Origin of the sequence: Variovorax sp. V116 (assembly GCF_041154435.1) — a bacterium.
GTDB classification, from domain to species: Bacteria; Pseudomonadota; Gammaproteobacteria; order Burkholderiales; family Burkholderiaceae_C; genus Variovorax; species Variovorax paradoxus.
Window position 1 is genome coordinate 864910 of the sequence record NZ_AP028661.1, and the last position, 13000, is coordinate 877909.

10 protein-coding genes and 2 riboswitches are annotated in these 13000 nt (G+C 58.1%); of the genes, 8 read left to right on the forward strand and 2 right to left on the reverse strand.

Annotation, left to right across the window (positions count from 1 at the left end; translation table 11 throughout):
• Positions 1-9: 9 nt before the first annotated feature.
• Positions 10-116: riboswitch (glycine riboswitch) on the reverse strand.
• A 39-nt stretch (positions 117-155) separates the two neighbouring features.
• Positions 156-245: riboswitch (glycine riboswitch) on the reverse strand.
• A 98-nt stretch (positions 246-343) separates the two neighbouring features.
• The 7 genes from rfbB (at position 344) to ACAM58_RS04020 (ending at position 10051) form a co-directional block, all read left to right on the forward strand.
• Positions 344-1426, forward strand: a complete 1083-nt coding sequence (gene rfbB, locus ACAM58_RS03990) for a dTDP-glucose 4,6-dehydratase (RefSeq protein ID WP_018903761.1) — start codon at positions 344-346, stop codon at positions 1424-1426.
• Complete coding sequence (gene rfbD, locus ACAM58_RS03995) at positions 1423-2313, forward strand: dTDP-4-dehydrorhamnose reductase (RefSeq protein WP_018903760.1); 891 nt, start codon at positions 1423-1425, stop codon at positions 2311-2313. The genes rfbB and rfbD overlap by 4 nt, the downstream gene beginning before the upstream one ends.
• A gap of 40 nt (positions 2314-2353) precedes the next feature.
• Positions 2354-3253, forward strand: coding sequence for a glucose-1-phosphate thymidylyltransferase RfbA (gene rfbA, locus ACAM58_RS04000; protein WP_018903759.1), 900 nt, complete (start codon positions 2354-2356; stop codon positions 3251-3253).
• Positions 3250-3801, forward strand: a complete 552-nt coding sequence (gene rfbC, locus ACAM58_RS04005) for a dTDP-4-dehydrorhamnose 3,5-epimerase (RefSeq protein WP_018903758.1) — start codon at positions 3250-3252, stop codon at positions 3799-3801. Before rfbA ends, rfbC begins: the two co-directional genes overlap by 4 nt.
• Before the next feature lie 93 nt (positions 3802-3894).
• Positions 3895-7161, forward strand: coding sequence for a class I SAM-dependent methyltransferase (locus tag ACAM58_RS04010; RefSeq protein ID WP_080642496.1), 3267 nt, complete (start codon positions 3895-3897; stop codon positions 7159-7161).
• Positions 7158-8306, forward strand: coding sequence for a hypothetical protein (locus tag ACAM58_RS04015; RefSeq protein ID WP_155247799.1), 1149 nt, complete (start codon positions 7158-7160; stop codon positions 8304-8306). The genes ACAM58_RS04010 and ACAM58_RS04015 overlap by 4 nt, the downstream gene beginning before the upstream one ends.
• A gap of 1394 nt (positions 8307-9700) precedes the next feature.
• A complete protein-coding gene (locus ACAM58_RS04020) occupies positions 9701-10051 on the forward strand; it encodes a hypothetical protein (RefSeq protein WP_155247798.1) in 351 nt (116 codons plus the stop codon).
• Between the two features lie 10 nt (positions 10052-10061).
• On the opposite strand, the gene ACAM58_RS04025 is transcribed toward ACAM58_RS04020, so the two are convergent.
• Positions 10062-11198: a hypothetical protein gene (locus ACAM58_RS04025; RefSeq protein ID WP_155247797.1), complete on the reverse strand. Its 1137-nt coding sequence runs from the start codon at positions 11196-11198 to the stop codon at positions 10062-10064.
• Between the two features lie 581 nt (positions 11199-11779).
• Here ACAM58_RS04025 and ACAM58_RS04030 point away from each other — a divergent pair.
• Complete coding sequence (locus ACAM58_RS04030) at positions 11780-11998, forward strand: hypothetical protein (protein WP_230537748.1); 219 nt, start codon at positions 11780-11782, stop codon at positions 11996-11998.
• 15 nt (positions 11999-12013) lie between these two features.
• Here the strand turns inward: ACAM58_RS04030 and ACAM58_RS04035 are convergent, their stop codons facing one another.
• Positions 12014-12871 (reverse strand): site-specific integrase, encoded by an 858-nt coding sequence (locus tag ACAM58_RS04035; protein ID WP_230537747.1) that lies wholly within the window; start codon positions 12869-12871, stop codon positions 12014-12016.
• Positions 12872-13000: the final 129 nt, after the last annotated feature.

A 13000-nucleotide genomic window follows, 5' to 3' on the forward strand; every position in this document is an offset into this window, starting at 1 on the left:
GTCCAAGTTGCCGCTCCCCCTGTCCTTGGTACCTGAGAGATTCACCTGTTGCACCCTGCAACGGGTTTGCTCCTTCGGTGCATCACGCGAGGTGATGGCTCTCCAGACGGCTTGTCAGTTGATGCAGTACCTGCCACGCAACTCTTTGAAAGAACTTCAAGGAATCTGTGGGCCGACCTGAGCGTTTATGGGAGTTTGCGCCTTCGGTGGAGTAGTAATAAGTACTACCCTCTCTCCTGCAGTGAAACGATTGTAGGCGGGGACCGCAAAGCCGCCAACCATGAATTTTGACAATTCGGACCAATGGGATAATTGTCATTGATTCGAAACTTCGGGGAGACTCATGATCCTGGTAACCGGCGGCGCGGGCTTCATCGGCGCCAACTTCGTACTCGACTGGCTGGCGCAGAGCGACGAGCCTGTCGTGAACCTCGACAAGCTGACCTATGCCGGCAACCTCGAGACGCTCGCGTCTCTCAAGGGCGACCCGCGGCACATTTTCGTGCAGGGCGATATCGGCGACAGCGCACTGGTCGACCGCCTGCTGGCCGAGCACAAACCGCGCGCCATCGTGAACTTTGCCGCGGAATCGCACGTCGATCGCTCCATTCACGGCCCCGAAGACTTCGTGCAGACCAACGTGCTGGGCACCTTCCGCCTGCTCGAGTCCGTGCGCGGCCACTGGAGCGCGCTGCCGGCCGAGCAGAAAGCCGCCTTCCGCTTCCTGCACGTGTCGACCGACGAGGTCTACGGCTCGCTCTCCAAGACCGACCCCGCCTTCACCGAAGAAAACAAGTACGAGCCCAACAGTCCCTACTCGGCCAGCAAGGCCGCGAGCGACCACCTCGTGCGCGCCTGGCACCACACCTACGGCCTGCCGGTCGTCACCACCAACTGCTCCAACAACTACGGGCCGTTCCACTTCCCCGAGAAGCTCATCCCGCTGATGATCGTCAACGCCCTGGCCGGCAAGCCGCTGCCCGTGTATGGCGACGGCATGCAGGTGCGCGACTGGCTCTACGTGAAGGATCACTGCAGCGCCATCCGCCGCGTGCTCGAAGCCGGCCGGCTCGGCGAGACCTACAACGTCGGCGGCTGGAACGAGAAGCCCAACATCGAGATCGTCAACACCGTCTGCGCGCTGCTCGACGAACTGCGCCCGCGCGCCGACGGCAAGCCTTACAAAGAGCAGATCAGCTACGTCACCGACCGCCCCGGCCACGACCGCCGCTACGCCATCGATGCGCGCAAGCTCGAGCGCGAACTCGGCTGGAAGCCCGCCGAAACCTTCGACAGCGGCATCCGCAAGACCGTCGAGTGGTACCTGGCCCATGGCGAATGGGTGCGCAACGTGCAAAGCGGCGCTTACCGCGAATGGGTCGAGAAGCAATACGACGCCGCCCCCGCGGCCAAGGCTGCGGCATGAAGCTGCTGCTGCTGGGCAAGGGCGGCCAGGTCGGCTGGGAGCTGCAACGCAGCCTCGCGCCGCTGGGCGAGCTGGTTGCGCTCGACTTCGACAGCACAGACTTCAACGCCGACTTCAGCCGCCCCGAGCAACTGGCCGAAACGGTGCTGAAAGTGCGCCCCGACGTCATCGTCAATGCCGCGGCCCACACCGCCGTCGACAAGGCCGAGAGCGAGCCCGAGTTCGCGCGCAAGCTCAACGCCACCTCGCCCGGCGTGGTGGCCGAGGCCGCGCAGCAGATCGGCGCGCTCATGGTGCACTACTCCACCGACTACGTCTTCGACGGCAGCGGCAGCACGCCCTGGAAAGAAGACGACGCCACCGGCCCCCTCAGCGTGTACGGCCGCACCAAGCTCGAAGGCGAGCAACTGGTGGCCAGGCACTGCTCGAAGCACCTGATCTTCCGCACCAGCTGGGTCTATGCCGCGCGCGGCGGCAACTTTGCCAAGACCATGCTGCGCATCGCCAAGGAGCGCGATCGCCTGACCGTCATCAACGACCAGTTCGGCGCGCCCACCGGCGCCGAGCTGCTGGCCGACGTCACGGCGCATGCCATCCGCGCCACGCTGCAGGACCCGGCCAAGGCCGGCCTGTATCACGCGGTGGCCGGCGGCGAGACTACCTGGCACGGTTATGCGCGCTTCGTGATCGAGCAGGCCAAGGCGGCCGGCGTCGAACTCAAGGCCGGACCCGAAGCCGTCGACCCCGTGCCCACCAGCGCCTTCCCCACGCCCGCGACGCGCCCCGCCAACTCGCGCCTGGACACGCGCAAGCTGCAGACCACCTTCGGCCTGGTGCTGCCGCACTGGCAGCAGGGCGTGGCCCGCATGCTGCGCGAGACCCTTTGACAAGCGAAGCAAGCAAGCAAGAAGCGGAGAACACAACACAATGACCACGAAGACCACGCAACGCAAAGGCATCATCCTGGCCGGCGGCTCCGGCACCCGGCTGCACCCCGCCACGCTCGCGCTCAGCAAGCAGCTGCTGCCGGTGTACGACAAGCCGATGATCTACTACCCGCTCAGCACGTTGATGCTCGGCGGCATGCGCGACATCCTGATCATCAGCACGCCGCAGGACACGCCGCGCTTCCAGCAGCTGCTGGGCGATGGCAGCCAGTGGGGCATCAACCTGCAGTACGCGGTGCAGCCCAGCCCCGATGGCCTCGCGCAGGCCTTCATCATCGGCGACAAATTCGTAGGCAATTCGCCGAGCGCGCTGGTGCTGGGTGACAACATCTTCTACGGCCATGACTTCGCGCACCTCTTGGCCGATGCCGATTCGAAGCCCTCCGGCGCCACCGTCTTCGCCTACCACGTGCATGACCCCGAGCGCTACGGCGTGGTGGCCTTCGATGCCAAGGGCAAGGCCAGCAGCATCGAGGAGAAGCCGGTCAAGCCCAAGAGCAGCTATGCCGTGACGGGCCTGTACTTCTACGACAACCAGGTGGTCGAGATCGCCAAGGCCGTGAAGCCCAGCGCGCGCGGCGAACTGGAGATCACGGCGGTCAACCAGGCCTACCTCGACCTGGACCAGCTCAACGTGCAGATCATGCAGCGCGGCTATGCCTGGCTGGATACCGGCACGCACGAGAGCCTGCTGGAGGCCGCGCAGTTCATCCAGACCCTGGAGCATCGGCAAGGGCTCAAGATTGCGTGTCCTGAAGAGATTGCGTGGCGCAATGGATTCATCGATCGCGAGCAATTGGCAAAGCTTGCCGTGCCGCTGCAAAAGAACGGCTACGGCAAATATCTGAACCATTTGCTGGCGGAGGAGGTGCGCTCGTGAAGGCAACACCTACCGCGATTCCTGAAGTGCTGGTCATCGAGCCGAAGGTCTTCGGCGATGCGCGCGGCTTTTTCTATGAGAGCTTCAACGGCAAGGCGTTCGATGAGGCGGTCGGCCGGCACGTCGAGTTCGTGCAGGACAACCATTCGCGCTCGGCCAAGGGCGTGCTGCGCGGCCTGCACTATCAGATCCAGCAGCCCCAGGGCAAGCTGGTGCGCGTGGTGCGCGGCGCGGTGTTCGATGTGGCGGTAGACATCCGCAAGTCGTCGCCGACCTTTGGCAAATGGGTGGGGGTGGAGCTCAGCGAGGACAACCACAGGCAGTTGTGGGTGCCTGAGGGGTTTGCGCATGGGTTTCTGGTGCTGAGCGACAGCGCCGATTTCCTCTACAAGACGACGGACTACTATGCGCCGGCGCATGAGCGGTGTATAGCTTGGAATGACAAGGACCTTGCAATTGGTTGGCCCGATATCGCAATGGAGCCGATGCTCTCATTGAAGGATGCCGCGGGAGCGGCTCTGCATCAAGCTGAGATATTCGCTGCGTAGTGCAGCACCTACGGCGTTAATAAGTGGCCGTTGCAAGGCCGCAAGTCGGATGCGACCGAAAGTGCGATATGCACGAAGTGAACTGAGAGATTTATGTCTGAGCTTGATTTCAGCGCTGCGCTGGAAAATATTGATGTTGTTCCCCATCCGAGCGCCTGGCTAGGTCACATTCCGTTTGGGGCATGGATCGTTGAGTCGACCAAGCCACGCATGCTAGTGGAACTTGGTACGCACTACGGGCATTCCTATTTCTCGTTTTGCCAAGCGGTCGAGCGTGGACGGTTGGATACCAAATGCTATGCGGTGGACCTCTGGCATGGTGATGAACACGCAGGCCTCTACGGCGAAGAGGTTTTTGCGGCCGTTCAGTCGAGGAACGTTCCGTTTGAAAGCTTTTCGCGCTTGTTGCGCATGACGTTCGACGATGCTATCAACTATTTTTCGGACGGAAGTATCGATCTATTACATATAGACGGACTTCACACATATGACGCGGTAAAGCACGACTTCGAATCGTGGAAGCCCAAGCTTTCGCAGCGATCGATCGTGCTCTTTCATGACATCAACGTTCGCGAGCGAGGTTTTGGTGTATGGCGGCTGTGGGAGGAATTGTCGAGTGCTTATCCGACGATCGAATTCATGCACTCGCACGGGTTGGGCGTTCTGTTTTATGGAGACGACCAAAGTCCAGCAGCAGTGTCTCTGCTGCGGTCTTTTGGCACGGAAGCGGGTCGCTCGCACATAACACGATTGTTCAGCGAATTGGGCCGGACGATCGAGGTTGGCCGAAAGGTTGTTGATGTTTCCGAGGCACTGGGTAGACAGGCTGAAGCTGCCGCCAATACGGAGAAGGAGTTGAGAAGCCAAGTGGCTGCTCAAGATGAGCGTATTGGCGAACTACTGGCGCAGCAAGCTGAGGTTGTGGCCCTGCTTAAAGCGGAGGAAGCGCGGTTAAATGTCTATGAGGAACGCATTTCAGATATGTATCGGCGCCTCAACCATTTTGAGAGCCAAGATGAGCTGCGACGAGCAGAGCGGACCAGATGGGAAGGGGAACGAGCGAGCACGCAGTCACAACTTGCTCAAGCGCGAGAGCGAGAGGCTGCCTTGGACGCGGCATTGCGAGAGGTTTGGGCATCGACCAGTTGGAAGGCCTCCCGTCCAATCCGGTGGGCAGGGGCACGGCTCGCAAACTTGCGTGCAGCGAAGAGACTTTTGTTGCCCGCGAGCGAGGCAGCGGGAGGTCGATTGCGTTTGATGCGGACTGTGGGCAAGGTGGTCGCGCAGGAAGGCATTTCGGGGTTAAAGCGGCGGATCGTTGCTTTTGATCAATCCGGCTGCGCTGCTCATCGGCATACGGAGCCGGATTTAGAGCAACGTCAGACGCGCTACACCTTAAATCGCCATCGTGCCACGGTGGACGTGATTGTCTGCGTGCACAACGCGTTATCGGATGTCAAAAATTGCCTTAGTTCGGTAGTCGCTCATACGCTGCCACCATATCGAATTATTGTGGTTGATGATGGCAGCGGCGAAGACACCAAAAATTACCTCGCCGAGTTCATCCAAGACCAAGGCGGCATTTTGGTGCGTCACGAGGTTGCTCAGGGGTACACATTTGCAGCCAACGCGGGTATGCGTGCGTCCAATGGGGAGTTCGTCGTTCTTTTGAACAGCGATACGATCGTGTCCGCCCAATGGCTCGATAGGATGGTCGAGTGCGCAAATTCTGATCCGCGAATTGGTATGGTGGGACCACTAAGTAATACGGCGTCCTGGCAATCCGTCCCTCGAATCTTTGATGAAGACGGCGATTGGTCGTCTAACCCCTTGCCGCCTGAGATGACGATCTCGACGATGGCGCAACGAGTGGCCATGGCGTCGCGCCGGTCTTATCCGCGGGTGGGGTTCCTTAACGGGTTCTGTCTTTTGATCCGCCGCGAGCAGTTGTCGGACGTGGGACTTTTTGATGAGGAGAACTTCGGAAAAGGTTACGGCGAAGAGAATGATCTGTGCGTCAGAGCATTCTTGAAAGGTTGGCAACTGGCTGTCGCTGACGATGTGTACGTGTTTCATGCGCAATCGAAGAGCTATTCGACCGAGCGCAGGATGAAACTTGTAAAGGTGGCCGATGAGAACTTGCATCGTAAGCACACCAGTGCTCCGATCATGAGTCAACTCGAGATCACGCGCTATAACCTTGGACTGATAGTCACACGCAGTCGCATGCAAGTGATGGATGAGCGGCTGCGTATCCGCGAGGAGATTCGCCAGCGATTTGAGGGCAAACGGATTCTGATTATCTTGCCCATCTTCCACGCCGGTGGCGGTGCAAACGTGATCTTGAGCGAAGCTTCGGTTTTGCAGGAATGTGGAGTCGACGTCGTTATCGCCAATATTGAAGCCGCCCGCACATCCTTTGAAGATTCATATCCGGCTTGTCGTTTAGTCAAGCTATGGCTTTCAGATTGGGAGCAATTGTCGGAGCACGTGCATTTTTATGATGCAGTAGTTGCAACGCTCTATCTTTCTGTTTTTTGGATTAAGGCTGCGCTTGAGAGGAAGAGTCTGCGCAGACCCGTGGTGGGTTACTACATTCAGGATTTCGAGCCGGATTTTTTCGAGCAGGGAAGTGAGGCTTACCTGCACGCGCTCGCAAGCTATTCGGAAGTTCCGATGAAGCTGATGACAAAAACCGACTGGAATCGGAGGATGGTCATAGAGAAAACTGGCAAAACACCTGCGCTGGTCGGTCCAAGCTTCGACTGGTCGAGGTTTGCTCCACCTTCAACTCAACGAGGCTCCAAACAAGTCGTCGTGTGCGCGATGGTCCGGCCATCGACCCCGCGCCGTGCGCCTCAAATGACAGTCAACATCCTTCGGCGCCTCCTAACGGAACGCGCGGATGCGGTTCAGGTGCGCACCTTTGGATGCGCATCCATCGACCCCATTCTGGACCCTCTGAGATCGCACCCGAGCTATCGGAACTACGGCGAACTGAGTTCAGCAGAAGTAGAAGCGTTGATGAAGCGAGTGGATATTTTTGTTGATCTGTCGGTATATCAGGCGATGGGGTTAAGTTGCCTAGAGGCGATGGCGAGCGGTGCAACTGTCATTGGGCCGGTGAATGGCGGACTCCCAGAAATTGTGATTCATGAAGAATCGGGACTGCTTGTCGATACGCGCGATGAGGAGCAGTGTATGAAGGCTTGTCTGCGATTGGTTGACGATTTTGATTTAAGGCGACGGCTGAGCGCTGCGGGCGTAGAGAGAACTTCACTCTTTTTCCCCGATAGGCCTGCACTTGCGTTGGCGCAGACGCTTTTTTCGGACGAGGCGAAGGTGGAGGCGCGCCAATGAAGCGGCGTATTCATGTAATGTTTGAATGTGGGGCAGATGGCATTCCGTACGGGGCCAGCCACATTCGGCTCTTGAGGCCTTTATCCCATCCGAGCCTTCAAGGCGAATTCAACTTGACCTTTGGGACGGATTTGCCTGATTTCGTGGTCGACTTGGTGATTTTGGAGCGCGGGTGGCGTCATGATCATACTTTGGCGGATCAGTCGCGCTTATTGAAGCGACTTGCGACACTTGGAATTCCTTACGTATATGAAATTGACGACAATTTGCTTGATCTAAATGTTGCTCCCGGTGCGCCGGATTATCCAAATTCGGAGCAGCGACAAATAATCATTCGATACGCAAAGAATGCGGCAGGCCTCATTGTTTCCACTCACGCGCTCAAGCGTCGAATGGCGCGCTTGAACGCTAATATTCATGTGGTTGGTAATTATTTGGATGAGCGTTTGTTCGACTTCGATTACCTTAAGCGGAAGGTTGACAGGCGACGAGAGCTGGACAATTCAAGGCTGGTGATGGGGTATATGGGAACCTATTCGCACCTTGAGGATCTGCTAATGGTCGTCGAGCCTTTGAGACGATTTCTTCGTGCGCGGAGGGATTCGGTTCGAATGGAGATTATTGGCATCGGCGACGAGGAACTGGTAAGAGGGCTGTTCAATGATTTGCCTGTTTCCGTGGTTAAGGTCCCGGTCGGACGGGTCGAGTATCCTGAGTTTATAAAATGGATGCAGCGCGAGATCGAATGGGACTTTGCTATAGCACCTTTGGTGGCGAACGAGTTTAATGATTGCAAGTCCGATCTAAAGTTTTTGGACTACTCTTTGAATAGAATTCCAGGAATCTATAGCGCGACAGAGAGTTATACTGAGACGATCGCTGATCAAAAAAATGGATTGCTTGCGGCCGCGGATTCTAACGAGTGGGCGGGCGCCTTGAATCTTTTGGCTGAGAATTCAGAGGTTCGGCAAACCTTATCGGAAGAGGCATTTTCGTATGTAAGGGAATTCCGAACGCTTGAGGCGAATGCGGTGCTGTGGGGCGAAGCAATAGAGGCAATTCTTACGGCGAACCTTGCGACGAAGACTCTTGGTTTAACAGCCGACGAGAATCAACCGCTGAGCAGTATTTCTCGAGCCCTATAACACGCCCGTTTTGGAAGCGTTGAGCTGTGAGGCCGCCAATACGTGGGCGGTGCCTACGCGAGCGTCAACTGCGCGGCGCTTGGCGTGGAGCATTGAGACTCGGCATGCTTTGGCCTACTCTGTTATGCGAGTTCCGACACCGCGCACGAGGGCGTGGTTTATTGATGTCTTACGTTCGAAGTTTGGCCCATCACCTCGGCTGGCTGGGGATGCAGCGCCATGGAGCCGACCCGCGGTTACTCGTCCGGCGTGTGAATGAAGATGAACGTTAGCTTTGCTTGGCGGTCAGCGCGCGCGTCAGCTTTCTTCCATCGTGGGCTCGTCCAAGGTGGTTCCCGCAAAGGTGTCGAGCAGGTACTTGAATATTTCCATCTTCCCCATCTGAGTTTCCTCCTATCGAACGGGGAAGTATCTGTGCTGCGCGTGTGGGCCGCAGAACCCTTCCAGGCGCCGGAGTCTGCCTGGAAGCTTTGCGGCGCGTCTGTGTGGCTACTAGGGCCTTTCCTGCGCCCATCGCAAAGGCTGATAGCTGCACCCTTTTGGGGCTCCGACTCCGGCCGGGCGCGCAGTCGAGACCCCGCCCCGCCTGCCCGCTAAATAGGTCGCTTTCGACGGCGCGGTCGAACAGTGGCGCGGCCACGCGCCGTGCTGCGCCGCCGCGTTGCTAGCGGCATGTCGCGGACGACGTACTGTGACGCTCCCTGTCGGCCCTTTCGGGTGCCTACGGAACTCGCTAGGCCAGTTCTCGCAGGGAGCAAATCCGGTTTGGGTTCGGGGAAAACCTGATTTCCTAATCTGGGGGCCAAACCGGCCGCAAACCCGCATGGCGCCTAGCGCTGAGCAAGTCAGGTCTCACGCTGATCTGACCTAACCTGAAACCTAATTTTTTCGTAAGTTGGTGATTTGTATGGGTTTCTGTTTTCCCGAAGGTCAGAGAGAGAAACCCTGATCTGGTTAGGTTCAGGTTAGGAAAAAATCAGGTTTCTCGAAACGGCCAAAACCCGCATGGATAAAGGCTTTCCGGGGTATTTCGGTAGATCAATTAGGAATGTTAGGTTTTCCCCGAACCCTCGCCGGAATTCTGCCGCCGCCCTGCAAGCGCGAGTGTTCGGCGAGTGGATCTCACGCGAAAACCTTCCTAGCAAAAAATGCCCGCTGATGCGGGCAAAGAGGCTGCGGGGGCAGCCCTAAGGGCGGCCGCCTGAATGGCGGCAGTGATTTATGCCCAAGCGGCAAAGAGTCGGATGTGAACGAATGCGCAGATCAGCGTGAACAAAGGTCACCCGACAAGGCATCGAAGATTGCGCGAGAGCGAGCCAACTATTCGAAGGGCGGGCGCATCCCTTTGCGCCAGTCCCACGGCGCCACCGGCTCTGCTTCGCGCCACAGGCGGCATGCTTGGCCCGGGCCTCGATCTCCGCGAACTCGTATTGCCCGCGGCCCTGCGGCATCTGCTCGCGGGCGTAGGCGCGATACCACCAGGAACCCTCTGCGCGTCCGCATCGATTGGTCTTCGGGCGATCGAGCGCGGCTTCCTTCATGTAAACCAGCCCGGATGCGCTTCGTTCGATCGTTGGCCGAAGGGCTTTGTCGTGCTGCTGGCTGCGGCCGCTGACCTTTGGTGGAACCCCGCCGAAATTTGCAAGGTAATGTTGCTCAAAACCGCATTACCCGGCAAATCCCAGACCAGCGAACGCTATGAATCCCCTAATTTCTTCAATCGCCGCTGTCTTGTTCAGGGCTGAATAATCAGACTTACCAGCTCCAAACAGGAAATGGCCCAACATTAATTATCACTGGTCTGGACCTCTCCTGCGGAACAACCCAGGCCACCATAGGAACAATTGCGGGACTACTGTTGGGGGCCATTCCGTGATCCATGCCGCCATTGCTAAAGGACCCAGTGGTGTATAAATTTCCCACGTTGGTTTGAAATGCGATTTGGTATGCGTCCCAGGGAAATCCAATTATGCTGCTAGTTGTTCCCGCTATCATAATTGTTGAGATGCTCGGGCTCGTGCCCTCTTTCATTCCCAATTGCCAATTTCTTACGCCGCCATAGCCGGTGGTATAAAGATTTCCAGTGTTTGCTTGAAAAGCAGTTATCGTCTGTCCGTTAACAAGCGTTGTAACTGACGGACTTGTCCCATGCATCATGCCCAATCCGGTCGATCCAGGGGCGCCGTCTCCAACAATGAAAAGATCGCCCGTATTTGCCTGAAATGCAATTTGAAACTGATTCAGCCTCCCAACGGCCGTAATGCTGGGGCTTGTGTCGACCATCATTCCGGCGTTCCAATCTCTAACGCCACTGGCACCGTAGGTTAGAAGATTGCCAGTATTGGCTTGGAAGGCTGTAACCGTGGTTCCATTATAAAGCGTCGTAATGGAGGGACTGGTTCCGCGCCTCATGCCAAGCCGAGTGTCACCCGGGCCGCTATCTCCGACGATAAAGAGATTTCCAGTATTGGCTTGAAATGCGATCTGATAGCCATTGGCAGTTAGCGTGATGCTCGGACTCGTGCCCTCCATCATTCCCGCTCCCCAATTCTTTACCCCCTGAGTTCCGGTCGTGTAAAGGTTGCCATTATTGGCTTGAAAGGCGATGACAAGAGCGCCATTTTTGAGGATTGTTGCGGAAGGAGAGGTTCTCGGCATGACGCCAAGATCTTGCACGCCAGCATTAGCGGCTGCTAAAATCGCAAGATTGGTTGTATTGATTTGGGTTGCAATAGGGACTGTATATGAGGTTGTACCCCCAGGTTGGAAGCCAAGGTTGTCTGAAGCAGAAAAGCCAGGTGATGCTTGAGACGAGGCGATGCTTGAAATTAACCCTGACAAAATCGCTATTGATTTGAATGCCGAGATCAATATGTCTTTTGAATTTTTCATTTCCCTCTTCCTAGTATTTCGGAGTTTAGATGTATTGATGTGGTCTTGCAGCGCAATGGAAATTTCAAACGCATGAACCCAGTCTCAAATCGGACTCATGCCACGGCGGCCGTCTGGTATTAGGGAGTCGGTCGCAATTCTCCAGCGCACCTCAAGTCATGGAGAGCAATAAAACGCCTCCTTCGGTTGGAGGCTGGCTCGACACCTTTTGAGCGCCGCACATACATTTTGCAATGTTCGGTGTCGTTCTGGTGAAGCAGTACGAACAATTTCGGCCGCTGGGCGCTCGCTCATGCAGTGAATTAATGCTTTTCGGTTCATTGCCCAATTCGTCCTTAGCCCCGAGGCTGACTCACTCCCGCGGAGGACCGCCGATCTCGCAGTACCACACTTGGTAGAACCAACGCTCTCCGATCTTCTCGGCTCCCGCGAAGCTGATGGTGTCGTAGGCGCAAGCTGCGATCTCTGGCCGCCATAGAAGGGCCCAGCGGCGGAACGTTGGCGTCGGGGCCGCTGATCCACAGCCCAAGGCGGCCCCGTCCCTCGCGCTGTTCGAGAGTGAGCATTCCGCAGGTCCATGGTTGATCCACGAACTCGCGCTTCGTCAGTTGCGCGCCTTCGCGACAATCAGCGCAAGGGATTGGGAATGCCTGCTGAAGGTGTTCCCGCTGTCGCTGGCCAGCTTCATCCGGCGGGCCGATGAGGTGGAGTACGACCGCGAGTTGGTGATGGGGCAGTGGGGCATGATCCCGCCGAAGACGCATGTGCCCACGACCGCGCGCGGCACGCGCCTGCGGTAGAGCACATGGGGATGCTCACGCAGCCCTGAAAGCCAAGAACTTTGCGCCTTGGCGCAGTTCATCGAGATGATCGGCCCACAGCTGCATCATCTTGCGGCGCTTGACCACGAACTCTGCGCGATCGTAGGCGGCGCCGAGCGGCCCGCTCTTTCCGTGCGCGAGCTGCGCTTCAATGAGCTCGGGCTCGACATCCATCTGCTCGACCATGATCGTGCGCGCCATCGCGCGAAAGCCGTGGGCCGTCATCTCGGTGTTGTCGAAGCCCATGCGACGCAGCGCCGTGTTCACGGTGTTGTCGCTCATCGGCCGCTCGCCGGTCGGCAGGCTCGGGAAAACATACTGGCCATGACCGGTGAGCGGCTTGAGGTCTTCCAGGATCTCGACGGCTTGCGCCGGCAGCGGCACCAGGTGCGGCCGTCCGTTGATCTTGGCGCTCTTCGTGCGCTTCATGTCGGCCGCGGGGATAGTCCACATCGCCTTCTCGAGGTCGACGTTCGCCCACCGCATCTGGCGGATGTTGCCGGGCCGCTGAAAGAGGAGGGCAGAAAGGTGCAACGCTGCGCGCGTTGCGGGCTGGCCGGCGTATGCGGCGATTGCTCGCATGAGCTCGCCGGCCTTCACTGGCTCCAGCACTGCGGCCATGTGCTTGACCTGCTCCGGCACAAGCGCGCCTTGCAAGTCCGGTGCTGGGTTGCTGGTGCACCTGCCGGTGGCAATGCCGTGGCGGAACACCTGGCCGGACCATTGGCGCAAGGTGTGGGCGGTCTCGTGCGCGCCGCGGGCCTCAACGCGACGCAGAACCTGCAGCAGCATCGGTGGGATGATGCTGGACAGGGGCAGGCTGCCGAGCCAGGGGAACGCATCCTTCTCCATGATTGAGATCCAACGCTCCGGGTACCGTGGGCTCCACGCCGAACTCTTGGTCTTGTGATACTCGCGCGCCACCGCCTCGAAGCTGGCGTCGGTGTCGGCCTTGCGCTCGAGCCTCTCAAGTTGCCGGCG